General features: G+C 71.6%; 24 protein-coding genes. 12 read left to right on the top strand and 12 right to left on the bottom strand.

Going from position 1 to position 23,547, the window contains the following annotated elements; genetic code table 11:
• The first annotated feature begins 68 nt into the window (after positions 1-68).
• The 6 genes from ACZ7L0_RS42345 (at position 69) to ACZ7L0_RS42320 (ending at position 6,050) form a co-directional block, all read left to right on the top strand.
• Positions 69-1,619 (top strand): MFS transporter, encoded by a 1,551-nt coding sequence (locus ACZ7L0_RS42345; RefSeq protein ID WP_471247942.1) that lies wholly within the window; start codon positions 69-71, stop codon positions 1,617-1,619.
• A gap of 119 nt (positions 1,620-1,738) precedes the next feature.
• Positions 1,739-2,806, top strand: coding sequence for an aldo/keto reductase (locus ACZ7L0_RS42340; RefSeq protein WP_471247941.1), 1,068 nt, complete (start codon positions 1,739-1,741; stop codon positions 2,804-2,806).
• A gap of 170 nt (positions 2,807-2,976) precedes the next feature.
• A complete protein-coding gene (locus ACZ7L0_RS42335) occupies positions 2,977-4,038 on the top strand; it encodes a ScbA/BarX family gamma-butyrolactone biosynthesis protein (protein WP_471247940.1) in 1,062 nt (353 codons plus the stop codon).
• On the top strand, positions 4,035-4,751 hold the full coding sequence (locus ACZ7L0_RS42330; RefSeq protein WP_471247939.1) for an HAD family hydrolase: 717 nt from the start codon (positions 4,035-4,037) through the stop codon (positions 4,749-4,751). The genes ACZ7L0_RS42335 and ACZ7L0_RS42330 overlap by 4 nt, the downstream gene beginning before the upstream one ends.
• An 82-nt stretch (positions 4,752-4,833) precedes the next feature.
• Positions 4,834-5,868: a 3-oxoacyl-ACP synthase III family protein gene (locus ACZ7L0_RS42325; RefSeq protein ID WP_471247938.1), complete on the top strand. Its 1,035-nt coding sequence runs from the start codon at positions 4,834-4,836 to the stop codon at positions 5,866-5,868.
• Positions 5,865-6,050, top strand: coding sequence for a hypothetical protein (locus ACZ7L0_RS42320; protein ID WP_471247937.1), 186 nt, complete (start codon positions 5,865-5,867; stop codon positions 6,048-6,050). The genes ACZ7L0_RS42325 and ACZ7L0_RS42320 overlap by 4 nt, the downstream gene beginning before the upstream one ends.
• Before the next feature lie 75 nt (positions 6,051-6,125).
• Here the strand turns inward: ACZ7L0_RS42320 and ACZ7L0_RS42315 are convergent, their stop codons facing one another.
• The gene (locus ACZ7L0_RS42315; protein WP_471247936.1) at positions 6,126-7,094 is read right to left on the bottom strand and encodes a cyclase family protein; all 969 of its coding nucleotides are present in this window, start codon (positions 7,092-7,094) and stop codon (positions 6,126-6,128) included.
• A gap of 145 nt (positions 7,095-7,239) precedes the next feature.
• Here ACZ7L0_RS42315 and ACZ7L0_RS42310 point away from each other — a divergent pair, with 145 nt between their 5' ends.
• Positions 7,240-8,508 (top strand): Nramp family divalent metal transporter, encoded by a 1,269-nt coding sequence (locus ACZ7L0_RS42310; protein ID WP_471247935.1) that lies wholly within the window; start codon positions 7,240-7,242, stop codon positions 8,506-8,508.
• A gap of 73 nt (positions 8,509-8,581) precedes the next feature.
• Here ACZ7L0_RS42310 and ACZ7L0_RS42305 read toward each other — a convergent pair whose 3' ends face one another.
• The 4 genes from ACZ7L0_RS42305 to ACZ7L0_RS42290 all read right to left on the bottom strand — a co-directional run bounded on the left by ACZ7L0_RS42305 (position 8,582) and on the right by ACZ7L0_RS42290 (position 11,021).
• Positions 8,582-8,887 carry a putative quinol monooxygenase gene (locus ACZ7L0_RS42305; RefSeq protein WP_471247934.1) on the bottom strand — a complete coding sequence of 102 codons (306 nt, stop codon included), beginning with the start codon at positions 8,885-8,887 and terminating at the stop codon, positions 8,582-8,584.
• Between the two features lie 96 nt (positions 8,888-8,983).
• Positions 8,984-9,433 carry a MarR family winged helix-turn-helix transcriptional regulator gene (locus ACZ7L0_RS42300; protein ID WP_471247933.1) on the bottom strand — a complete coding sequence of 150 codons (450 nt, stop codon included), beginning with the start codon at positions 9,431-9,433 and terminating at the stop codon, positions 8,984-8,986.
• 25 nt (positions 9,434-9,458) lie between these two features.
• The gene (locus ACZ7L0_RS42295) at positions 9,459-9,953 is read right to left on the bottom strand and encodes a hypothetical protein (protein ID WP_471247932.1); all 495 of its coding nucleotides are present in this window, start codon (positions 9,951-9,953) and stop codon (positions 9,459-9,461) included.
• 33 nt (positions 9,954-9,986) lie between these two features.
• Positions 9,987-11,021, bottom strand: coding sequence for an aldo/keto reductase (locus ACZ7L0_RS42290; RefSeq protein WP_471247931.1), 1,035 nt, complete (start codon positions 11,019-11,021; stop codon positions 9,987-9,989).
• 170 nt (positions 11,022-11,191) lie between these two features.
• Between ACZ7L0_RS42290 and ACZ7L0_RS42285 the strand changes: the two genes are divergently transcribed.
• Positions 11,192-12,115 carry a helix-turn-helix domain-containing protein gene (locus ACZ7L0_RS42285; protein ID WP_471247930.1) on the top strand — a complete coding sequence of 308 codons (924 nt, stop codon included), beginning with the start codon at positions 11,192-11,194 and terminating at the stop codon, positions 12,113-12,115.
• Positions 12,116-12,143: 28 nt separating this feature from the next.
• Here the strand turns inward: ACZ7L0_RS42285 and ACZ7L0_RS42280 are convergent, their stop codons facing one another.
• Positions 12,144-12,983, bottom strand: a complete 840-nt coding sequence (locus tag ACZ7L0_RS42280; protein WP_471247929.1) for an alpha/beta fold hydrolase — start codon at positions 12,981-12,983, stop codon at positions 12,144-12,146.
• A gap of 141 nt (positions 12,984-13,124) precedes the next feature.
• On the opposite strand from ACZ7L0_RS42280, the gene ACZ7L0_RS42275 reads away from it, so the two are divergent.
• Positions 13,125-13,655 (top strand): MarR family winged helix-turn-helix transcriptional regulator, encoded by a 531-nt coding sequence (locus ACZ7L0_RS42275; RefSeq protein WP_471247928.1) that lies wholly within the window; start codon positions 13,125-13,127, stop codon positions 13,653-13,655.
• 51 nt (positions 13,656-13,706) lie between these two features.
• Here the strand turns inward: ACZ7L0_RS42275 and ACZ7L0_RS42270 are convergent, their stop codons facing one another.
• The 6 genes from ACZ7L0_RS42270 to ACZ7L0_RS42245 form a co-directional block, all read right to left on the bottom strand.
• Positions 13,707-15,236 carry an FAD-binding oxidoreductase gene (locus tag ACZ7L0_RS42270; RefSeq protein ID WP_471247927.1) on the bottom strand — a complete coding sequence of 510 codons (1,530 nt, stop codon included), beginning with the start codon at positions 15,234-15,236 and terminating at the stop codon, positions 13,707-13,709.
• Between the two features lie 91 nt (positions 15,237-15,327).
• The gene (locus ACZ7L0_RS42265; RefSeq protein WP_471247926.1) at positions 15,328-15,978 is read right to left on the bottom strand and encodes a response regulator; all 651 of its coding nucleotides are present in this window, start codon (positions 15,976-15,978) and stop codon (positions 15,328-15,330) included.
• The gene (locus ACZ7L0_RS42260) at positions 15,975-16,313 is read right to left on the bottom strand and encodes a hypothetical protein (protein WP_471247925.1); all 339 of its coding nucleotides are present in this window, start codon (positions 16,311-16,313) and stop codon (positions 15,975-15,977) included. The genes ACZ7L0_RS42265 and ACZ7L0_RS42260 overlap by 4 nt, the downstream gene beginning before the upstream one ends.
• A gap of 149 nt (positions 16,314-16,462) precedes the next feature.
• Entirely contained in the window at positions 16,463-17,212 is a 750-nt protein-coding gene (locus ACZ7L0_RS42255; RefSeq protein WP_471247924.1) for a succinate dehydrogenase/fumarate reductase iron-sulfur subunit, read from the bottom strand.
• Positions 17,209-19,158: a fumarate reductase/succinate dehydrogenase flavoprotein subunit gene (locus ACZ7L0_RS42250; protein WP_471247923.1), complete on the bottom strand. Its 1,950-nt coding sequence runs from the start codon at positions 19,156-19,158 to the stop codon at positions 17,209-17,211. Before ACZ7L0_RS42250 ends, ACZ7L0_RS42255 begins: the two co-directional genes overlap by 4 nt.
• Position 19,159: 1 nt before the next feature.
• The gene (locus ACZ7L0_RS42245; RefSeq protein ID WP_471247922.1) at positions 19,160-19,867 is read right to left on the bottom strand and encodes a succinate dehydrogenase; all 708 of its coding nucleotides are present in this window, start codon (positions 19,865-19,867) and stop codon (positions 19,160-19,162) included.
• A 107-nt stretch (positions 19,868-19,974) separates the two neighbouring features.
• Between ACZ7L0_RS42245 and ACZ7L0_RS42240 the strand changes: the two genes are divergently transcribed.
• The 3 genes from ACZ7L0_RS42240 (at position 19,975) to ACZ7L0_RS42230 (ending at position 23,535) form a co-directional block, all read left to right on the top strand.
• Entirely contained in the window at positions 19,975-20,913 is a 939-nt protein-coding gene (locus tag ACZ7L0_RS42240; protein ID WP_471247921.1) for a LysR family transcriptional regulator, read from the top strand.
• A 246-nt stretch (positions 20,914-21,159) separates the two neighbouring features.
• On the top strand, positions 21,160-22,146 hold the full coding sequence (locus ACZ7L0_RS42235; protein ID WP_471247920.1) for a 4-hydroxy-3-methylbut-2-enyl diphosphate reductase: 987 nt from the start codon (positions 21,160-21,162) through the stop codon (positions 22,144-22,146).
• A gap of 306 nt (positions 22,147-22,452) precedes the next feature.
• Entirely contained in the window at positions 22,453-23,535 is a 1,083-nt protein-coding gene (locus ACZ7L0_RS42230) for a polyprenyl synthetase family protein (protein ID WP_471247919.1), read from the top strand.
• The last annotated feature ends 12 nt before the right edge of the window (positions 23,536-23,547 follow it).

The following is a 23,547-nucleotide window of genomic DNA, read 5'->3' as shown; positions in this document are numbered from 1 at the left end:
CTTACAGTAGGTCCCCGGATGAGGACAGACGAGAAAACCGGTCGCGAACAGCGGAAGAAAGAGGGGTCATGACCACCCAGACCGAGACCCGGACGACAGTGCCGGAGCACCGGGAGGACGCGGGCTCGCTCAGCGTGATGATCGCGGTCGCCCTGGCCAGCGTGCTGCTCCCGCTGGCCATCACCGCCCCCGCGGTGGCCATGCCCGACCTCACGATCGACCTCGACTCCACGGTGGCCGGCGGCCAGTGGGTGCAGAACGCGTACGGTGTGACGTTCGCGGCGTGCATGCTCGCGGCCGGCACCCTCGCCGACCAGTTCGGCCGGCGCCGCATCCTGGCGATCGGCACCGTCGTCTTCATGGCCATGTCGGCGGTCGCCGCGGTGTCCACCGACATCCTGGTGCTGGACATCGCGCGCGCCCTGCAGGGCATCGGCGCGGCCGGTGTGCTCACCAGCGGCGCCGCGATCCTGGCCGCCTCCTTCACCGGGCGCCGGCGCACCCAGGCCTTCGGCGTCCTCGGCACCTCCTTCGGCGCCGGTCTCGCGCTCGGGCCGGTGCTCGGCGGGGCCTGCGTCAGCCTGGCCGGATGGCGCGGGGTGTTCTGGCTGAACGTCCTGGTCGGCGCCGTCGCGCTGGCCCTGATGCCGCGTATCAAGGAGTCGCGGGACCCGAACGCCACCCGGGTCGACTGGCCCGGACTCGCCACCTTCAGCGGCAGCCTCTTCCTGCTCGCGCTCGGCTTCGTCGAGGGCGGCGAGCGCGGCTGGGCACACCCGGCGACCATCGGCTCACTCGTCGGCTTCGCCCTGTTCATGGCCGCGTTCGTGGTGATCGAACAGCGCGTGGAGCGGCCCATGTTCGACCTGTCGCTGTTCCGCAACGCCACCTTCGTGGTGGTGGTCTGCCAGCCGTTCACCATCACCTTCGGTTTCGTGGTGCTGCTGAACTTCCTGCCGCCGTACTTCAAGGGTGTCGGCGGCTACTCCAGCACCGAGTCCGGACTGCTGCTGATGCCGCTGATGCTGCCGATCTTCGTACTGCCGCTGCTGATCGGGCGGCTGGTCGCGGACCGGGTCACGCCGCGCGTGCTGCTGACGGCCAGTTCGGTGCTGATCGCCGTCGGCTCGCTGTGGATGGTCGTCCTGGAGCCGGGGCAGTCCTGGACAGCCGTGGTCGCGCCGCTGCTGGTCTTCGGGCTCGGCGTCGGCTCGGCGTTCGGGGCGATGGACAACGCCGCCGTCAGCGTCGTACCCGTGGAACGCGCGGGCATGGCCTCCGGCATCTTCAACACCATGCGGATCGCGGGTGAGACCGTGGCCGTCGCCGCGGCCGGAGGATTCCTGTCGTCCTACACGCGTGGCGAACTGACCGACACCGCACCGCAGTTCGCCGCGCAGGCGCCGCGCCTCGCCGGTGAGGCGACGCAGGGCCGGGTGGACGCCGCGCTGGCCGCGGTCTCCCCGGCGCGGCGGCCCGAGGCGCTCGACGCCGTGGCCCACAGCCTCACCTCCAGCCTGCACGTGTCGTTCATCGCGCTGGCCGTGCTCGCGGCGGCCGGGGCGATCACCACCTTCCTCGTCGTCAAGGACAAGGAACTCGCGGACGCGGCGAACTGAACGCCCGCCGCCAAGCCGGGGAGTGCCCGGTCCTCCCCCGTCCCGGGTGCTCCCCTCTCTCCCCGCACTCCCCTCACTCCCCGCTCGACCCGAGTGACCTCAACCGAAAGCAGGAGAAGATGCGTTACCGCTATCTGGGCGACACCGGCCTGTCCGTCTCCGAGCTGTGCTTCGGCGCCATGACCTTCGGCGGCGGGGCCAGCTTCCTCGGGGCCGAGGACCGCAACTGGTCGGAGTTCGGCACTGTCGACGACCAGAACGTGCTGCGGATGATGGACCAGGCGCTGGACGCCGGCATCAACTTCTTCGACACCGCCGACGTCTACAAGAACGGCATGGGCGAGGAGTTCTTCGGCCGCACCCTGCAGAAGGTCCGCGACCGCGTCATCATCGGCACCAAGGGCCGCTGGCGGATCACCGACGACCCGAACGACATCGGCGCCACCCGCCACCACCTGTACGCGGCGGTCGATGACAGCCTGCGCCGCCTGAACACCGACTACATCGACCTCTACCACATTCACGGCTTCGATCCGCGTACCTCCCTGGACGAGACCCTGCGCGTGCTCGACGACCTGGTCCGGGCCGGGAAGATCCGCTATATCGGCGTCTCCAACTTCGCGGGCTGGCAGCTGATGAAGGCGCTGTCCGTCTCCGACCGCCGCAACCTCAGCCGCTTCGTCTGCTACCAGGGCTACTACAACATCGGCGCCCGGGACCTGGAGCGCGAGATCATCCCGCTCGCCGTGGACCAGAAGGTCGGCATCACCGCCTGGTCGCCGCTGGCCGGCGGCTTCCTGACCGGCAAGTACCGCCGTGGCGAGGGCCGTCCGGAGGGCAGCCGCCTCGCGCAGCGCACGCCCGCCGAGTCCGCTCCGCTGACCGACGAGAACCAGGCGTACGACATCGTCGACGAGATGGCGCGGATCGCCGAGGAGCGCGGTGCGACCGTCGCGCAGGTCGCGCTGAACTGGGTGCTCGCCAAGCCCGGCATCACCTCCGCCGTGGTCGGAGCGACCAAGCCGCACCAGCTGGAGGACAACCTCAAGGCCATGGAGTGGACGCTCTCCGAGGACGAGCTGGGGCGCCTGGACAAGGTCAGCGAGACCGAGGCGCCGTACCCGTACTGGCACATCGGCACCGTCGGCGCCGACCGCAAGCTGCCGGGTGACGTCTACCCCGCCTGACCCGGCCCCCGTACGGCAGCGGAGGGACGACGCTCCCGTGTCGTCCCTCCGTCTGTCTGTCCTCCCCCTTGCCCCCCCCTTTGTCCTCCCCCTTTTCCCCTTTGAACCCTTTTCCCCCTATCGACCACGAGCAGGAATCACCACCACCACGACAGAAAGCCAGGCCATCCATGACCACCGCACCAGACGCCGCTCCCGCGGCGATACCGCCGCTGGACTACACGCGCACCGTGGACCGTCTGCTCGTCCACCGGGACGCCCTGGGCGAAGTGTTCCTGACGGACCTGCGGCGCATCGACGAGGACCACTACGCGGCGGGCGCACAGCTGCCCAGGTCGCACGCCTACTACGGGGACCACCTGCTGCGCCCTGGCTGCTACGACCCGCTGCTGATCCTGGAGGCGTGCCGGCAGGCCACGCTGGCCGGTGCGCACCGCTTCTTCGGTGTGCCGTCCGACAACAAGTTCATCCTCACCCACCTCAGCCTGCGCCTCGACCACCCGCGGATGGTCGTCGTGGGCCCCTCGCCGTTCTCGCTCGCCTTCCGGGTCCGCATCGTCAGCCGCAAGGAGCGCGAGGGCCGGGTGACCGGCCTCGATTACGAGCTGGACCTGATCGCCGACGGCACCGTGATCGGGCGTGCCGCCATCGGGCTCCGCTTCAAGACGCCGATGGGCTATCTGACCCTGCGGCTCAACAACCGCGACGGGTTCGCCCTGCCGTCGTCCGCGACCTACCCGGTGACGACCCCGGGGACGCCCGTCGCCCCGCATCTGGTCGGCCGCGCCAATCCGGAGAACGTCGTCCTGGTCGACGCGGCGGTCACCGACAACACCGCGCAGGCGCTGCTGCGCATACCGGCCCGGCACGCGAGCCTGTTCGACCACCCGCAGGACCATCTGCCCGGCATGGTCATCGCCGAGGGCGCGCGGCAGCTGGCGCTGCTCGCCGCGCTCGACGTCCAGGGGCTGGCCACCTTCAAGACCATCGTCACCGAGATGCACGTACGGTTCACGCGCTTCGGAGAGCTGGAGGACGAAACGGTGCTGACCGCCTGGGTCGACAACCCCCGGGAGACCGCGGGCGCCGTGACGCTCTACACCCTCGGCGGCACACTCCCCGCGGAGGGCGAGCCGGCGCCGTCGGCTCAGCTTCCGGTGCGCGTGGAGGCCTCGCAGAAGGGCGAGCCGCTGTGCGTGTTCTCCTTCGTCCTCGCCCGGATGCCGTCGTGAACGCGGTCGCCGTGAACCGGTCCGGGGCACAGGCGCCGGTGACGAGCGCCGTCTTCTCCGACGTGGACGAGACGCTGATCCGGGTCAAGAGCATGTTCCGGTTCCTGGAGTTCTATCTGCGGACGCGGGGGGAGCCCCCGGCCACGTACGACCGGTTGACGGGTGAGCTGCGGGCCGCGGCACTGCGGGGGGCGCCGCGCGGCGAGATCAACCGCAGGTACTACCGCCTGTACCGGGGCGAGGAGGCGCGGCGGCTCGCGGAGGCCGGGCGGCGCTGGTTCGCCGACGAATGGCAGGTGCGGGCGAACGGACTGTACGTGCCCGAGGTCGAGGAGGCCCTGCGCGTGCACCAGAAGTCCGGGCAGGCGCTGGTCCTGGTCTCCGGGTCGTTCTTCGCCTGCCTCGATCCGATCGCCCAAGACGTCCGCGCCGACCAGGTGCTCGGCACCCGCCCGGTCGTGCGGCGCGGTGAGCTCACCGGCGAGGTGCTGGCGCCCATGATCGGCGCGACCAAGGGCCGGGCGGTCCGGATCGCCGCGGTCGTCCGCGGCTTCGACCTGGCGGGCTGCTCCGCGTACGGCGACCACGTCAGCGACGTACCGATGCTGGAGGCGGTCGGCCGTCCGGTCGCGGTCGGCGACGACGAGGAGCTGACCGCCCACGCCCTGCGCTCGGGCTGGGCCCGGCTGCTGACCCGGGCGCCGCGGCGATGAGTGCGACGGGACGGCCCGGGCGGCGTCCGGACACATTCGCGGGTCGCATCCGGCGGCCCGCCCTGGAAGGGGAGGCTCTCTCATGACGCGCATCGGAATCCTGGCCACCGGGTCCTACCTGCCGAGCACGGTCGTCACCAACGAGGAGATCGCGCGCGGGGCGGGCGTGACCGACGAGTGGATCGTGCGCAAGACCGGCATACGGGAGCGGCGCCGGGCCGACGACCGTGACGCCACGTCGGATCTGGCGGCCCGGGCCGGCCGGGCCGCCCTGGAGCAGGCGGGGGTCCGCGCGCAGGACGTGGCGTACATCGTGCTCGCCACCTCGACGCCGGACCATCCGCAGCCCGCGACGGCCAGCATCGTCCAGCACCTGCTCGGCGCGGTGAACGCGGCGGCCTTCGACATCAACGCCGTGTGCAGCGGTTTCGTGTACGCCACCACGGTCGGCGAGCGTCTGCTGCGGGCGTCCGGCGAGGGGAAGTACGCGCTCGTCATCGGCGCCGACATCTACTCCCGCATCCTGGACTACTCCGACCGCAAGACGGCCATCCTGTTCGGCGACGGCGCCGGCGCGGTGCTGCTGGGTGAGGTTGCGGACACCTGCGGGATCCGCGAGACCAGCCTGCTCACCCGCGGCGACCAGTACCGGCTGATCAGCGTTCCGGCGGGCGGCAGCCGCAGGCCCGCCGACGAGCGCACGCTGGAGGAGGGCGCGCACTACTTCCGGATGGACGGGCGCGGGGTGCGGTCGTTCGTGCAGGAGAACCTCCCCGAGGCGCTGCACGAGCTGCTCGACCGGGCGGGCGTGCACCGTGAGCACGTACGGCATTTCGTGCCGCACCAGGCCAACGGTGTGATGCTCGGTGAGGTGTGGCCCGCCCTCGGACTGCCCTCGGCGACCATGCACCTGGCTCTGGAACGGTACGGGAACACGGGCTCGGCGTCGGTGCCCGTCACTCTCGACATCGCGCACCGGCAGGGTGAGTTCGCCGACGGGGACACCGTGCTCATGGCCGGGTTCGGCGGTGGGATGACGGTGGGCGCGGTGCTGACGCAGTGGGCGCCGACGGCGTTCGCCCGCGACGGCGAGCGGGAACTGGCGGGCACGCGGTGAGCGGCTCGGGAGGCGGGACGACCGCGACGGATCCGGAACTCGACGCGCTGATCCGCCGCCATGTGGCGGCCCGGCGGCGCGCGCGCCTGCGCGAGGCGACGGAGCGTTCGCTGCGGTCCTGGCTGCTGGGCAGCGCTCCGGCCGAGTCGGCGCCGCCGCGCAACCCCGCGCGGCGCGCTTGAGGTCCTGACGTACCGAAGCCGGTGTCCCCCCTGGAGCAGCAGGGGGGACACCGGCTTCGGTGCTGTGGACGGCGGTCAGTAGATGCCGAACATCCGGACCGGGCCCGCGAAGCCGCCCTTGTGCTTCATCAGGCCGATGACCGTCATCGCGCCGGACTCCGGCAGCTTGTCCACGTTCGCCGCCCACTCGATGCCGTAGTGGCCGGTGGGGAGCAGGAACTTGTGGGCCCGCGGGTCGAGGTAGTTGTTGGCGCCCGAGTCGAGGCTCGGGCTGTCGGTGGCCACGCCGACGATGTTGCGCTGGGAGACGAGGAACTCGGCGGCGTCCCAGCCGATGCCGGGGAAGTGCGGCTTGCCGTCGGCGTCCCGGTTGAAGATCCGCTGCGGGTCGTTGATGCGGGAGGACCAGCCGCAGTCCATGGCGACCACGGCGCCGTCCGGGATACGGCCGTGGCGGCTCTCCCACTTGCGCAGGTCGTCATAGGTGAGCAGGGCGTCGAGGTCCTTCTCGGCGCGGTCGCCGATGCGGACGACCACGAGCGGCGCTATGAGGTTCTCGGCCGGGATCTCGTCGGTGGCGAGCTGGCCGTTGTCGAAGTGCTTGGGGCCGTCCATGTGCGTACCGCTGTGCTCGTCGATCGTGAGCATGAGGGTGTTGTAGCCCTCCTTCTCGACCGAGGCGACCTGGGTGAACTTCGGCGGCTCGACGAAGGGGCGGAAGACCGGGAAGTCCTCGCCCCACGCGTGGCTCATGTCGACGATCCGGCGGCCGGCGCCGAACAGTTTCTTCGCCCCGGCCGCGGGCGTGGCGGCGGCGGCCGGTGTGGCGCCCAGCAAACCCATGCCGGTCACCGTGGCGCCCAGCGCCCCGGCGAGGCCGAGCAGCCCGCGCCGGCTGGGGGCGGCGGCCGCGGCCGTGCGGCGCACCTCGCCGGCGGACTGGACGCTCTCCTCGGGGTTGCAGGCCTTGTGGGCGTGGATGTGGTCGTGCTCCTCCGTGTACGTGTCGCCGTACACGGCCTTCATCACCCAGGTTCCGCACACGTTGCTCTCCTCTTGGCGGTTGGCGGGATCGGCTGTGCCGGGTGGGGCCGGCTGTACGACCCCATCGAACCATAAGAGATCTGATATATGTAAGCCAACAGAGAGATGCGCCAGCGAAGGCGCCAGCGAAAGTGGGAGGGTTGCCGTGTCCGACGTCCTTGCCCCGCCGAACTCCGCACGACCGGCCGTACGCACCGCGAGCAGGGCCGCACTGGGCTTCGGCCCGGCCCTGGTCACCGCCGTCGCCTATGTCGATCCGGGAAATGTCGCGATCAACTTCAGCGCCGGTTCGGGATACGGATACGCGCTGCTGTGGGTGGTCGTCACCGCCGGGGCGTCCGCCGGGGTCATCCAGTACCTGTCGGCCAAGCTGGGCGCCTGCACCGGGCGTTCCCTCACCCAGTGCGCCGGCGCCGCCCTCGGCCGGCCCGCCCGCCTCGCCTACTGGGCCCAGGCGGAACTGGTCGCGGCCGCCACCGATGTCGCCGAGGTGGTCGGCGGGGCGGTCGCCCTGCGGCTGCTGTTCGGCCTGCCCCTGTGGCTCGGCGCGATCGCCACCGCCGTGGCCTCGACGTTCCTGGTACGGCTGCGCGGCGCACGGGGCGGCAACGCGTTCGCCGTGGCGATCACCGCCGCGCTCGCGCTGATCACCTGCGGGTTCATCGGCTGCATGGTGGCCGCCGGGCCCTCCGCGACCGGTATGGCCTCGGGGCTGCGCCCGCTGCTGCCGGACAGCCAGGCCCTGCTGCTCGCCTCCGGCATCTTCGGCGCGACGGTGATGCCGCACGCGGTGTATGTGCACTCGGCGCTGAGCCGGGACAGTGCGGGCGGGGGGCCGAAAGGCGGCGGTCCCCTGGACGGCGGCCAGGGCCGTGTCCGGGGGCTGCTGGCGGCGCACCGTTCCGGGGTGGTCTTCGCGATGCTGGTCGCCGGAACCGTCAACGCCTCCCTGCTGATCACGGCGGCGGCGCTGCCGCGCGGCGGCTCCCAGGAGCTGGAGGAGATCCACGGGACGGTCGGCAGGCTGCTCGGCAGCGTTCCCGCGCTCGCCCTGGCCCTCGCCCTGCTGGCGTCCGGGCTCGCCTCCACGGCGGTCGGCACGCACGCGGGCGACATCGCCATGAAGGACCTCCTGCACCGGCGCGTACCGCCGTGGGTGCGGCGGACGGCGGCACTGGCCCCCGCGGTGCTCCTGCTGGTCGCGGGGGTCGACACCACGCGGCTGCTGGTGCTCTCCCAGGTGGGCCTGTCCCTGGGCATCCCCTTCGCGCTCGTCCCGCTCATCGTGTTCACCTCCCGCCGCTCCCTGATGGGATCGGCGGTCAACCGCCGGGCCACCACGGTGGCGGCCTCGGCGGTGGCGGCGGCCGCGGTCGTCATCAACGGCGTACTGCTGGCCCAGTTGGCGGCCTGAGCGGTTTCCCGGGGCGTACGAAGGGGGCGGCGGGCATCTGCCCGCCGCCCCCTTCGTACGCCCTAGTCTCGGCTCACACGGTGGCCGGCTCGGTGATCCGGGTGCCGCGCAGCAGCCAGGTCGGGCCCTCGGCCCAGCCCCCGACGGCCTCGAAGAAGCGGGCGAAGTGCTCGCCCTCGCAGTGCGCGTCGAACGCGGCCTCGTCGTCGTAGGCCTCGTACAGGAAGAAGCGGTCGGGGTCCGAGGCGTCGGCGATCAGGTCGAACGCGCGGGTGCCCGGCTCGTCGGCGATCGAGCGCCGCCCGTCCTCCAGCGCGGCGGCGACGAACTCGGCACGCCGGCCGGCGGGGACGGTGAAGGAGACGGCGACTGTGTACACGGGGAATCTCCTCGTCCATCAGATGTTCGATGTCAGATCTCTATAAGATATCTTACGTATGGGGGATGCTGGACCCTCCCTGACCGGGAGGGGGGACTACTTCCGTTCCGCGGGCTTCCAGCCCGACAGCGCCTTCGAGCAGCGGTCGAGCTGCGCCAGGAAGGTCGCCGCCTCCCGCTCCTCGAAGCATCCGGCCAGCACCTTCTCGACCTCCGCCACCGCCTCGTCGGCGCGCCGGATCAGCGCACCGCCGGTGCGGGTGAGGCGGGCTTCGAGGATGTGGCTGTGGATCGGGTGCGGGCGGCGCTCGACGAGGCCGCGCCCCTCCAGCGTCGACAGCACCGAGGACATGGTCTGCGGTGTGACCATGCCGCGCCGGGCCAGCGCCGCTCCGGACAGCCCTGGCTCAAGCATGAGTGCGAGCAGTACGTTGTACTGCGGAACATTGATCTTGAACGGGCGCAGCGCGGCGTGCTTGGCAGCGGTCAGCTCCTGCTCAACACGCTTGATGCGTTGTCCCATGCGCTCTTCCACCGACGACCCCATGTCGTGCAGGTTACCCGCATATCTCTTATTGCTGTATGGCATCTGTATCGTATCCGCAGTCGTGCCCCCTTCCGGGCCGGCGCCAGGCGAGGAAGAGTTCCTCGCCCGAGTCCGGCCGTGCGTCCGGGAACAGCACGATGCTCAGCACCGCCTCGCGCACCAGCGCGCGGCGTGTCTCGCGGTCGAACTCGTACTCCCACTGGCGCAGGGCGTGCTTGAGCGACACGGGCACGCGGTGTGCCATGTCGTACCGCAGCTCGTCGAGCAGTTCCTGCGCCGCGGCCATCCGCGCGAGCCTGTCCGGCGTCCACATCCGCTCCATGACGGCCCGTCCGACGCGCACTTCGAGTGCTTCGGCGGGGACCGGGGGGCGGCAGCCGGAGGGGCAGGCGTAGACGCCGGGTGCCGCCTTCGGCGCCGGGGCGGACGGGTCTTCCCGGTGCTCCAGCGGTTTTCCGCATCCGCCGCACAGGACGGTCCCGGCGAGTGCGGCGGGCGGGCGCGGCTCGTCCGGGGGCATGCCTGCGTCCTTTCGGTCGCGACCGGAAGCCGGTCAGACGGGTCGGCGCCGGCGCAGGGCCGCGTCCGCCAGGTGCGGGGGCGTGTAGTCGGCGTCCGAGGGGTTGAGGTCGGTGCCCGGCGGGACCAGTTCGTCGATACGGTCCAGTACCGCGTCGTCCAGCGCGATGTCGGCGGCGGCCAGCAGATCCGTCAACTGCTCCTGCGTGCGGGGTCCGATGATGGCGCTGTCCACCGCGGGATGGCTGAGGACGAACGCCAGCGCCAGGTGCGTGAGGGACAGACCGGCGGAGTCGGCCAGCTTGAGGAGTTCCTCGACGACCTCGTACTTGCGGACGTTGCCCGGCAGGGACTGGTCGAACTTGTGCGGGATGAGGTTGTGCCGGAAGTCGTTCAGCTCCAGCGGGTTCTGCCTGCGGTACCGGCCGGTCAGCCAGCCGCTGGCCAGCGGGCTCCAGGTGAGGACGCCGATGCCGTGGCGTTCGGCGGTGGGCAGGACCCCGCGCTCCACTCCGCGCATGAAGATCGAGTACGGCGGTTGTTCGGTGTGGAAGGGCACATGCCCGCGCCGGTCGGCGGTCCAGCGGGCCTCGACGATCTGCTCGGCCGGGAAGTCCGAGCTGCCGATGGCCATGACCTTGCCCTCCCGTACCAGGTCGGAGAGGACGGAGAGGGTTTCGTCGAGGTCCGTGGTGGGGTCGGGGCGGTGGATCTGGTAGAGGTCGATCCGGTCGGTGTCCAGGCGGCGCAGGCTGTCCTCGACGGCCCGGCGGATCCAACGGCGGGAGTTTCCGCGCCGGTTGGCGTCCTGCCCCATCGGGAAGTGGACCTTGGTGGCCAGGACGACGTCGTCACGGCGGCCCTTGAGCGCCTTGCCGACGATCTGCTCGGACTCGCCCGCCGAGTACATGTCCGCCGTGTCGATGAGGTTGACGCCCGCGTCCAGCGCGGTGTGGATCAGACGTACGGCGTCCTCGTGGTCCCGGTTGCCCCAGGCCCCGAGCATCATCGTGCCGAGCGCCAGACGGCTGACCGTGATTCCGGTGCGGCCAAGAGTGGTGTGGCGCACGAGGGCTCCCTTCGGTTGGTGCGGTGTGCTCCCGCTCCATCCTGTGCGGCAACGGGCGCGTATCCAGGCCCGCTTCGGCCGGGGGCACCGGGATCCTGGCACTGGCCGTCCCAGGACGGGTAAGATGCCGATAGATATAAGATCTCTGCTAACAGTTAGGCACCTGATATATGGCGTCCGATCTGGGAGACTTCCTCCGCAGTCGGCGGGCCGCGCTCAGCCCGGCCGGCCTCGGCTTCGCGGCAGGCTCGCGGCGGCGGCGCGTGCCGGGCCTGCGCCGTGAGGAGCTGGCCCTCCTCGCGGGCATCAGCGTCGACTACTACGTACGGCTGGAACAGGGACGTACCCACAACGTGTCCGAGAGCGTCCTGGACGCCGTGGCCGACGCCCTGCGGCTGGATGCGGACGAACGCTCGTATCTCCACGGGCTCAGCCGCCCGCCCCGCGCCGAACCCGGCCGGGACGGGCCCCAGTACGTACGGCCGGGGCTGCTGCGGCTGCTGGAGTCCCTGCACCAGGTGCCCGCGCTCGTCCTCGGGCGCCGGCTGGACATCCTGGCCTGGAACGCGCGGGCGGCCTCGGTCCTCACCGACTTCGCCGCGCTGCCGCCCGGCGGCCGCAACTTCGCCAAGCTGGTCTTCCCCGGGGGCGCCACCGGATCCGCCGGGGGCTCACCGCACTTCGACCACGCGGCCGCCGAGGAGGCCGTGGGCGCCCTGCGCGCCTACGCCACCCGGCATCCGGGCGACCCGGCCCTGGCCGCGCTGGTCGACGAACTCGGCCGCCGCAGCGGCCACTTCCGGCGGCTCTGGTCGAGCCAGACGGTACGCAGACGGCCGTACGGCACGAGGACACTGCGCCACCCCGGGACCGGGACGGCGGTCCGGGTCTGCCTCGAAACGCTGGTCCTGGCGGACGACCTCGACCAGATGCTGCTCACCTACACACCGGCGGACGAAGCACCGCCCCTGGTGCAGGCAGGTGGCGACAGGGCCGACGTGCCGAGCGGTGTGGCGGTTTCCGGCGCGGTGCACGGGACGCGTGCGGAGGGGGACGACGGCGCGGAGTCGCACATCGTGCGCGGCGTCGACTGAGCCCGCACCCCGCCGGCCGCTCCGTACGTCAGCGGGTGAGCGCGGTCTTCAGCGCCTGTGCCGTCGCCCGGGGGAACGCCGTGGCGCCGTTGTGTCCGCCCGGGAAGAGGACCGGCTCGGTGTCCAGCAGCTCCGCCAGTGCCAGTGCGCAGCGGTAGGTGTGCACGGTCGGGCGGGTCGTCCGGCCCGTCGCCGGGATGATGCGGGTCCCCGAGCGCTCCGCGGTCCGGACGGGCTCGGCCGGGTCGAGGGTGTCGGTGGTGACGGCGGTGAACTCGGCGGTGATGAAGTGGGCGAAGTTGGCCTGGCGTCGGGGGGTCATGGGCTGGGGGGTGAGGTTCTCCTCGGTCTCGTCCCGGGTCGGGTCGATGCCGAGGTGCCGGGTGATGGCGGGGAACGCCTCGGCGAGGCCGCCGGCCTTGTAGGCCTGCTGGATGGCCGTCAGTTCGGCGACGTGCTGGGCGCGGTCCTCCTCGGGCAGCAGGTTGGGGGTCACGGGCTCGTGGGCGATCAGGGTGTGGAGCAGGCCCGGGTGCCGGGCCACGGCCTGGAGGCCGATCGCGGCTCCCATGCTGAATCCGGCCATCAGCGCCGGTTCGTCGGCGACTTCGGCGAGCAGCCGTGCGACGTCGTCGGCGTGGTCGGCCATGGTGACGGGGCGGGCGGGGTCGTCGAGGGTGCTGCGGGAGAGGCCACGGCGGTCGTAGGTGACGACGGTGAAGGTGCCGGTCAGGTGGGGGACGAGGTCGACGGTGCGGTCCGCGTCGCCCTCGCCGCTCTGGGAGAGGAGCAGGACGGGTCCGCTGCCCTCGACCCGGTAGTGGAGGGTGGCGCCCGGGACGGGGAGGGTGCGGGTGGTCGCGGTCATGGTGGGTCCCCCTTGCGTGCTGCGGTCGGTGTCCTCGGCTGACACCATGAGAGTAATGCATCTTTTTTGATGCATCAAGATAGATGTATTGGAAGAGATGCATCAAGGGAGATGAATCGAGGGGGATGTATGGTCCGTGGCATGAACGGAGTCGAGCTGTTCCTGCTGGGCCGGACCCTCATGAAGATCGGCGAGCAGGCCATGCCCCAGCCGAAGACGGGGAGTCGGGGTTCGGTGCGCTCCGTGCTCGTCACGCTCGGGGACGTCGTCACCCACCCCGGGACGACGGTCGGTGAGATCGCCGCCCGCACGGGGCTGCCGCAGAGTCAGGTCTCCACGGCCGTCGCGCGGTTGGAGGAGGCCGGATCGGTGGACACCGAGCCCGATCCGGCCGACCGGCGCCGTCGGCTCATCCGCCCCGCCGCGAAGCCCTCCGCACGGGTCGCCGAGGTCCGGGCCGCCAGCGTCGACGACGCGCTCGCCGCCGCCCTCACCGGCCCCGACGGCACCGCCCCGGACCCGGACGCGATCCGGGAGGTCGCCGCCGCCCTGGACGTGCTGGCCCGCCGCCTCACCCCGGCGGCCGCCGCCCGTGCCCGCGATCTCGACGCGTCCGTCCCTCCGGTCAGCGACCGAAGCGACCGAAGCGACCCGACGGTGGACATGGCGTAGCGGCGACCGGGTGAGCGACTGAAGCGACCGAGGCGGCCAGGGCTTCGCCGGTCAGGCGATGGCCTGCGGGAAGGTGAAGAACCGGTAGGGGTCGTAGGCACTCTTGACGGCGCGCAGCAGCGTGTAGTTCTGGCCGTAGTAGGCGCGCTGCCAGTCGGGCAGGGCCGGGTCCATGAAGTTCTGGTACGCCTCGTGGTTGCCGGTCGCCTCCACGGTGGTGAAGGTCCCGTTGAGCCAGGCGGTGCCGGCGTCCTGGTCCTCCTGGGTGGGGGCGGCCGTGGTCAGGGCGACTTGCATGCCCACCTCGAACTGCGTGCTGCGGTGCACGTAGGCGGTGGCGCTGCGGCCGTAGTCGTTGATGCGGCCGCCGTAGGAGAGGAAGCCGATGGCACGGAACTGGCCGGGGCGCAGGGAGGTCTCCAGACGGGCCAGGGTGTCCTGCACGGCGGTGCGGGTCATCGCCTGGCCGAAGAGGGTGTTGCGGTAGGTCGCGTTGTACTCGCGGGGCAGCTGGGCCTCGGGCGAGTAGCCGAGGCGGTGGCATTCGGCGGTGGTCTTGTCGCCGCAGCCGAAGATGGCCATCATCGCCTGCTGGTAGGGCAGTTCGACGACTTGCCGGGTCCGGGCCGGCCGGCCCAGTGCGGTGAGGAAACCGTTGACGCAGCTGTCGGCGTCGCTCTGGGTGCCCGCGTAGGTGCCGGCGACCACGACGTTGGGCTCGCCGCCCTGGTCGGTCTGGAGGGTGAAGAAGAGCTGGGAGTTCAGCTCCCGCGGCCCGCTGATGATCCACTGCTGCCAGGCCTGCACCACGTCCACGGCGTCCGCCCAGGCGAACGTGAGGTTGAACAGGGCGAGCGTGGGCAGCTGCACCGGCCGCACCTCGTACTCGGTGACCACGCCGAAGTTGCCGCCACCACCGCCGCGCAGGGCCCAGAAGAGGTCGGCGTTGCGGGTGGCGGAGGCGGTCACCGTGCGGCCGTCGGCGAGGACGACCTGTGCGGAGACCAGGCGGTCGGCGCCCAGGCCGTACTTGCGGGACGACGGGCCGATGCCGCCGCCCTGGATCCAGCCGCCCATCGCGACGGTGGGGCAGGTGCCGGAGGCCACCTGGAGGCCGAGCGGTGCGAGGGTGGCGACGATGTCGGCGCCCAGCGCGCCCGGGCCCAGTCGGACCGTCGTGGCGTCGGCGCGCACCGAGTTCAGCCGGGAGACGTCGATGACCAGGCCGGGTGAGGTGGAGTAGCCGGCGTTGCTGTGGCCGCCGCTGCGCACGCTGGAGGCCAGGCTGTTGTCCTGGGCGAAGCGGATGCAGGCCGCGATGTCGGCGGTGCTCTGGCAGTAGGCGACGGCCTGCGGGTGCACGGTGTCCCACTTGGCCTGGTGGAGCTGCCGGGCCCGGTCGTAGTCGGCGTCGGTGGGCAGCACCAAGGTGCCGTTCAGCTTGCCGCGCAGGGTGTCCCAGGAGGTGGCCGCCGAGGCGGATCCCTCCCCGGCCAGGACGAGGCCGCCGGTGGAAACGGTCAGTGCGGCGGCCGCGCCCATGCCCGCGCCGGTGCGGATGAGCGTGCGTCTGCTGATCACGAGGTTCCCCCTTGCCGTTTGCGTATCCCGTGTCCCGTATCCCGTGCGCGATCGGGGCGGTGGCAGTGTGTGCGCCCGGTCTTGGGGAGGGCTAAAGGCACCGGGACCGTACGAGGCCGGTCTGGTAGGCGACGGCCACCAGGCCGGCGCGGCGGCGGACGCCGAGTTTGGTCATGGCGTTGCGCAGGTGGGTGGTGGCGGTGAGCCGGGAGACGACGAGGCGGTCGGCGATCTCCTGGGCGGACAGACCGGTGCCGGCCAGCGAGAGCACCTCGCGTTCGCGGGGGGTGAGGCCGTCCAGGGAGGGCACGCCGGAGTTGTCGACGCAGGCGTCCATCAGGGGACGGGTGAGGCGGCTGGACAGCAGCGCGTGGCCGCGGGCGGCCAGCCGGGCGGCGTGGGGCAGGCGGCCGGTGTCGGTGTCCTTGAACAGGAAGCCCCGGGCGCCGGCCCGCAGTGCCTCGAAGGCGGCGTTCGCCGACGCGGTGGCGTCGGCCAGGACGACCACGGGGGTGCGGCGGGGGCCGTGGCCGAGGCGGTGGACGAGGTCGATTCCGCTCAGCCCGGGCAGGTGCAGGTCGGCCAGGACGACGTCGGGAGTGAGGCGCTCGGCGCGGGTGTCGGCCTCGTCGCCGTCGGAGCAGGCCGCCACGACGGTGAGATCGGGCTCCGCCTCCAGGAGCGCGGTGTGGGCGGCACGCTGCGCGGGGTGCTCTTCGGCGAGGAGGACGGCGGTGGTCATACAGGGGGCTCCGGGGAGTGGGGGGTGCCGGTCGGGGGTGCGGTGCGGGCGGGGAGGCAGGCGGCGAACGCCTCGATGACGGACAGCAGCGCGGCGTCCGTCAGGGCCTGGCCGAGCGTCGCCCGCGCGCCGGCCGGGTCCTGGGAGACCGACGGGTCCGGGGCGCCGCAGTCCGCGAAGGAGGACGGGGTGCCGTCCCAGGTACTGAGGAAGGCCAGGAGGCGTTCGGCGCTCGGGGCGGGGGCGCCGGACCGGGCCGGCAGGGCGGACAGCTGGGCCTCGAGCAGCTCCATCAGGCGGCGCCGCTCCGTCTGGGCTGATGGATTGTCAGTCATGCGGCAGTGTGGGCACAGGGCGCCAAGGGGCCGCTAAAGACGTACGGCGCAGGGCCGTACGGACAGGTGCGAAGGACATGGCGAAGGGCCGTACGACGCTGTCGGCGCGTCGTACGGCCCTTCGACTGTCGCCGGAGCCGGGGGCGGCGCTACCGCTTCGCCGCCTTCCGCGTGGCCCGCAGCCATTCCCTGTTCATGCTGGTGATGGACACCAGCGGAATCCCCTTGGGGCAGGCGGTGGCGCACTCACCGGTGAGCGTGCACCCGCCGAACCCCTCCTCGTCCATCTGCGCCACCATGTCCAGCACCCGGGTCTCCCGCTCCGGCGCGCCCTGCGGAAGCACGTTGAGGTGGTTGACCTTGGCGGAGGTGAACAGCATCGCCGCCCCGTTGGGGCAGGCGGCGACACACGCCCCGCAGCCGATGCACTCCGCGTGCTCGAAGGCGAAGTCGGCGTCGGGCTTGGGCACCGGTGTGGCGTGCGCCTCCGGTGCGGATCCCGTCGGCGCGGTGATGTACCCGCCGGCCTGGATGATCCGGTCGAACGCCGACCGGTCCACCACCAGGTCCTTGATCACCGGGAACGCGGAGGCCCGCCAGGGCTCGATGTCGATCGTGTCGCCGTCCTCGAAGGACCGCATGTGCAGCTGGCAGGTGGTGGTGCGCTCGGGCCCGTGGGCCTCGCCGTTGATGACGAGGGAGCACGCGCCGCAGATGCCCTCGCGGCAGTCGTGGTCGAAGGCGACGGGGTCCTCGCCCTTGAGGATGAGCTCCTCGTTGAGGGTGTCGAGCATCTCCAGGAAGGACATGTCGGAGGAGATGCCGTCCACCTCGTACGTGGACATGGCGCCTTCGGCGTCGGTGTTCCGCTGCCGCCAGACGCGCAGGGTGAGCTTCATGCGTAGCTCCGCTGGGTGGGGTGGACGTACTCGAAGACCAGGTCTTCCTTGTGCAGGACGGGGGCGGAGCCCGTACTGGTGAACTCCCAGGCGGCCGCGTACGAGAACTCGTCGTCCTTGCGGGCGGCCTCGCCGTCCGGGGTCTGGGACTCCTCGCGGAAGTGGCCGCCGCAGGACTCGGCGCGGTGCAGCGCGTCGAGGCACATCAGCTCGGCGAGTTCCAGGTAGTCGACGACGCGGTTGGCCTTCTCCAGGGACTGGTTGAACTCCTCGCCGGTCCCGGGGACCTTGATGCGCCGCCAGAACTCCTCGCGGATCTGCGGGATGCGCTCCAGTGCCTTGCGCAGTCCGCTGTCGGTACGGGCCATGCCGCAGAACTCCCACATGAGCTCGCCGACTTCGCGGTGGAAGGAGTCGGGGGTGCGGTCGCCGTCGACGGCCAGGAGCAGGCCCAGCCGGTCCTCGGTCTCCGCCAGCACCTCCCGCACGGCCGGATGTTCGTCGGTGACCGGGTCCTGGTGCGGATGGCGGGCCAGGTAGTCGTTGATGGTCGCCGGGAGGACGAAGTAGCCGTCCGCCAGGCCCTGCATGAGCGCCGACGCGCCGAGCCGGTTGGCGCCGTGGTCGGAGAAGTTGGCCTCGCCGATGGCGAACAGGCCGGGGATGGTGGTCTGCAGGTCGTAGTCGACCCACAGGCCGCCCATCGTGTAGTGCACGGCCGGGTAGATCCGCATCGGCACCTCGTACGGATCCTCGTCGGTGATCCGCTGGTACATGTCGAAGAGGTTGCCGTACTTCGCCTCGACGGCCGCCCGGCCCATGCGCTTGATGGCGTCCGCGAAGTCCAGGTAGACGCCCTGCCCGCCGGGGCCCACGCCCCTGCCCTCGTCGCAGACGTTCTTCGCGGCGCGGGAGGCGATGTCGCGCGGGACGAGGTTGCCGAAGGAGGGGTAGACGCGCTCCAGGTAGTAGTCGCGCTCGTCCTCCGGGATCCGGTGCGCGGGCCGCTGGTCGCCCTTCGCCTTCGGGACCCAGATCCGGCCGTCGTTGCGCAGCGACTCGCTCATCAGGGTGAGCTTGGACTGGTGGTCGCCGGTGCGCGGGATGCAGGTGGGGTGGATCTGCGTGAAGCAGGGGTTGGCGAAGTAGGCGCCGCGCCGGTGTGCCCGCCAGATGGCGGTGGCGTTGGAGTTCATGGCGTTCGTCGACAGGTAGAAGACGTTGCCGTAGCCGCCGCTCGCGAGCACCACCGCGTCCGCGAAGTACGTGGAGATCTTCCCGGTGATCAGGTCCCGGGCCACGATCCCGCGCGCCCGCCCGTCGACGACGATCAGGTCCAGCATCTCGGTGCGCGGGTGCATCTCCACGTTCCCGGCCGCGATCTGCCGCGACAGCGCCTGGTACGCGCCCAGCAGCAGCTGCTGGCCCGTCTGGCCGCGGGCGTAGAAGGTGCGCGAGACCTGGACGCCGCCGAAGGAGCGGGTGTCGAGGAGGCCGCCGTACTCGCGGGCGAAGGGCACGCCCTGGGCCACGCACTGGTCGATGATCTCCACCGAGATCTGCGCGAGGCGGTGCACGTTGGACTCGCGCGCCCTGAAGTCGCCGCCCTTGACCGTGTCGTAGAACAGGCGGTGCACGGAGTCGCCGTCGTTGCGGTAGTTCTTCGCGGCGTTGATGCCGCCCTGCGCGGCGATGGAGTGGGCGCGGCGCGGGGAGTCCTGGTAGCAGAACTGGACGACGTGGTAGCCCTGTTCGGCGAGGGTGGCGCCGGCCGAGCCGCCCGCGAGACCGGTGCCGACGACGATGACCGTGTGCTTGCGGCGGTTGGCCGGGTTGACCAGTTTGGCCTCGAAACGGCGCCTGTCCCAGCGCTCGTTGACCGGGCCGGAGGGCGCCTTGGTGTCGGCGACCGGCTCGCCCGTCTTGTAGTCGGCGTAGGTAGTCATGTCAGCTCACCACTCCGGTCATGACGCTCACGGGTACGGCGATGAAGCCGGCCGTGAGCAGCAGCGCTAGGACGTTGGCGACGGTCTTCAGGGCGCGGTCGCGGCTGCGGCTGCCGACGCCGAGGCTCTGGGCCGCGCTCCAGAAGCCGTGCCGGATGTGCAGGCCCAGCGCGAGCATCGCGACGATGTAGATCACGTCGCCGTACCAGGTGGAGAAGGTGTCCACGACGTTCTGGTACGGGCGGCCCTCCTGGAAGCCGCCGGAGTGCACGGTGCCGGTGGTCAGGTCCAGCAGGTGCCAGACGACGAACAGGCCGAGGATGATCCCGCCCCAGCGCATGGTCCGGGTCGCGTAGCTCGCCCGCGGCCGGGAGTGCACGTACTTGCTGGGGCGTGCCCGGATGTCGCGGCGGCTGAGCTGGTACGCGGACACGGCGTGGGCGACCACGGAGACCACGAGGACCACCCGCAGGCCCCACAGCGTCCAGCCGTAGTGCACGGCGGGTTCGCCGAGGGTGCGCAGCCAGTGGGCGTATCCGTTGAAGTCGCCCGGCCCGAAGAAGATCTTGAGATTGCCCAGCATGTGGGCGACCAGGTACAGCAGCATGATCAGGCCGCTGACCGCCATCACCGTCTTCTTGCCGACGGTGGAGTCCCACACGGTGCGTGCGAGGGACGGCCGTCGGTCCGTCCGCGTTGCCAGAGCCATGGCACAAGACGCTAGGGCCGAAGGTCCCCATCGGTCCAAGACATGGTCCGGCTCGTTTCGATAGGCAACACCTATTCACCTATGGCCTCGGCGTCTACCGTGATCACATGCAGTTCCAGCAGCTCCGATACTTCGTGGCGGTGGCCGAGACCCGGCACTTCACCCGGGCCGCCGAGCGGATGCACGTGGCCCAGCCCTCGCTCTCGCAGCAGATCAGGGCGCTGGAGCGGGAGCTGGGCGCGGACTTGTTCCGGCGTGCGCGGGGCAACATCAGGCTCACCGACGCCGGTGAGGCGCTGCTGCCGCTGGCCCGGCGGATCCTCGCCGACGCGGACACCGCCCGGCAGGAGGTCGCGGAGCTGGCGCAGCTGCGGCGGGGGCGGGTACGGCTGGGGGCGACGCCGAGCCTGTGCACATGGCTGTTACCGGAGGCGCTGCGCGCCTTCTACGACCGTTTTCCGGGCATGCGGGTCGTCATCCGGGAGGGCGGCTCCCGGGACCTGGTGCGCCAGCTGGCGCGTGGCGCCCTCGACCTCGCTCTGGTCGTCCTGCCGCTGCCGACGCCGTCGCCGGCCCTGACCACCGTGTCACTTCTGCGGGAGGACCTGGTGGTGGTCTCCTCCCCCTTCGTGCCGGCCCCGGGTGACGGCGCCGCGCTGCGTGTCGCGGACCTCAAGGACCGGCGGCTGGTGATGTTCCGGCACGGCTACGATCTGCGGGAACTGACCGTGGCCGCCTGCCGCGCCGAGGGCTTCGAACCCGACTTCGCCATCGAGGGCGGCGAGATGGACGCGGTGCTGGGGTTCGTGCACGCGGGGCTCGGTCTGGCCGTCGTACCCCGCATGGTGGCCGCCCGCGCCGGCCGGGACCTGCGGGTGACCGCGCTGACCGACCCCGCGCTGCACCGCACGATCGCCCTGGCCCACCGCAGCGACGTGGCACCGCCCCGGGCGGCGCGGGAACTGCAGCGGATGCTGCTGGCGAGGGATTTCGCAAGCGGGCACGCCGGGGGCGGCGGATCGGCGGCCGGGCCGCGCCAGGAGTGAGGCGGCGGGCGCGGGTGCCCGAATTCCCGGGCGGCCGGGATGGCAAGCACATGGCAAGGTTCCGTAGTCCGTCTGCGGTTTCGGTGACAGGGAACGCGGTGCGGCGGGCGGTCGTGACAGCGCCCAGGGAAGAAATCCGCCCCTGCCCGCCGGGTACGGCCCCGGGAGCCTGATTTCGTTGACGCCCGCTCGGGCCGGTCGGCACTCTCGCATCACCTCGACCACCGCGACGGGAGAACGCAAGCGATGACGAAGTCCAGCAATCCGAAGGCTCCTGAGCGGAATTCCACCGGCCGCAAGAAAATCATTCTCGCCGAGCCGCGTGGGTTCTGCGCCGGTGTGCGCCGTGCCATTTCCATAGTGGAGGAGGCGCTGAACAAGTACGGCCCGCCGGTCTACGTACGCAAGGAGATCGTCCACAACCACTATGTGGTGCGTTCCCTGCGGCAGCGCGGCGCGATATTCGTCGACTCCGAGGGCGAGGTGCCGCCCGGCGCGGTCTGCGTCTTCTCCGCGCACGGTGTGTCGCCCGCGGTCCGTTCCAACGCCCATGGACGCGGTCTCGACGTCATCGACGCGACCTGCCCGCTGGTCGCCAAGGTGCACCAGGAGGCCCGCCGTTACGCCCGCGACGGCAAGACGATCCTGCTGATCGGTCACGCCGACCACGAGGAGGTCGAGGGCACCCTCGGCGAGGCGCCCGACCGCACCATCATCGTGGAGGACGTCGAGGCGGTGGACGCGCTGGACCTGCCCGGCGACGCCGACGTCGGCTACCTCTCGCAGACCACCCTCTCCCTGGACGAGACCTCCGACATCATCGACGCCCTGCACCGCCGCTTCCCCGCGCTGGACGGCCCGCCCAAGAGCGACATCTGCTACGCCAGCCAGAACCGGCAGAACGCGGTGAAGGCGATCGCGGCCCGCAGCGACCTGGTGCTGGTGGTGGGCTCCACGAACTCCTCCAACTCCATCCGCATGGTGGAGGTGGTCCGGGGCCTGGGTACCGCCGCCCACCTGGTGCCGGAGGTCGCCGACCTGGACCCCGACTGGCTGCGCGGCGCCGACACCATCGGGGTCAGCGCCGGGGCCAGCGCTCCGGAGGTCCTGGTGGAGCAGCTTCTGGACCGGCTCGCCGAACTCGGCTACGCGGACCTGGAGATCGAGCGCTCGGCCGTGGAGAACCAGGTCTTCGGACTGCCGGCCTCCCTCACCGCGGGCGCGGCCGGGTGACGGCCCGCCGCTGACCGCGCCCCGCACCGCCCCGTACCACGCCGCGCACCACCACCCGGCACCGCGAGCCGCCTTCTTCCCGCCGCCGGGGCCCTGGATCGTGCCGTACCGGTGACCGGGCCGCCGCTTCCGGCGACCGCCTCCAGGCCGCTTCCCGGCCGCTTCCTCGAGAGTCACCCGAGCACGGACGGCTTCGTACGCCCTCGCGCCTTTCCCCCCTGCGCCTGTGTCCCCCGTGCCTGCCGGCCCCCCCGGCCCGTCCACCGCCTTGCCTACGACTGCCCGATAAATACCGAAAGGCCCGTCATGACCACTGCCATTCCGCAGTCCGCCGCCACCGCGCCTCCCGCGACGAGCCCCGTCCAGCAGGTCCGCGGCGAGCTGCTCGCCCGGGTCGAGGAGCGGCTGCGTGACTTCGTCACCCAGGAGCAGGCCCGCTGGTACGACGTCGATCCGCGCGCCGCCCAGCCGGTGAAGGCCATCGCCTCGTTCCTCGCCAGCGGCGGCAAGCGGCTGCGCCCGGTGTTCTGCCTGAGCGGGTTCCTCGCCGCGGGCGGCAACCCGGCGCACCCGGTCGCCGTGGACGCCTCGGCCGCCGTCGAGCTGCTGCAGACGTTCATCCTGATCCACGACGACATCTCCGACAACTCCTCGCTGCGCCGCGGCGCCCCCACCGTGCACGAGGCGTTCATCGCCTCCCACCAGGTGCGCGGCTGGCAGGGCGAGCCCCGCCGCTTCGGCGAGGGTGCCGCGGTCCTCGCCGGTGACCTGGCCTTCGTCTACGCCGACCAGTTCGCGGCCCAACTGCCCACCCCGGCCCGGGCCGTGTGGAACGAGATGCGCACCGAGCTCGTCATCGGCCAGCACCTGGACCTGGCGGTCGCCGCGGAGGGCGTCGTCGACCCGGCGCTGTCCCGCTGGATCGCCGTACAGAAGTCCGGTCGCTACACCATCCACCGCCCGCTGGTGCTGGGCGCCACCCTCGCCGGCCGCCCCGACATGGCCGCCGCGTTCGAGGGGTACGGGCTCGCGCTCGGCGAGGCGTTCCAGCTGCGCGACGACCTGATCGACGCGTTCGGCTCCACCGAGGAGGCCGGCAAGCCGACCGGACTCGACTTCGCCGAGCACAAGATGACCCTGCTGCTGGCCCTGGCCGCCGAGCGCGACGCGCGCGTGGCCGCCCTGCTGGACCGCCGGGACGGCCGGCCCTGGGACGCCGACCTGCTGCGCCAGGTCCTGGAGGAGACCGGAGTGCGGGCGGCCGTCGAGCGCACCATCGCCGCCCTGGTCGACCGGGCGTGTGCCGCGCTCAGCGCCTGTGGTCTGGACGAGGCCTGGCGCCAGGAGTTTTCCCGCCTGGCCACGCAGGTGGCCTACCGCAGCCACTGACCGAGCCCGCCC

It is taken from the genome of Streptomyces sp. NPDC039424, assembly GCF_055639495.1.
This window is presented reverse-complemented; position numbering and strand designations above follow the sequence as displayed.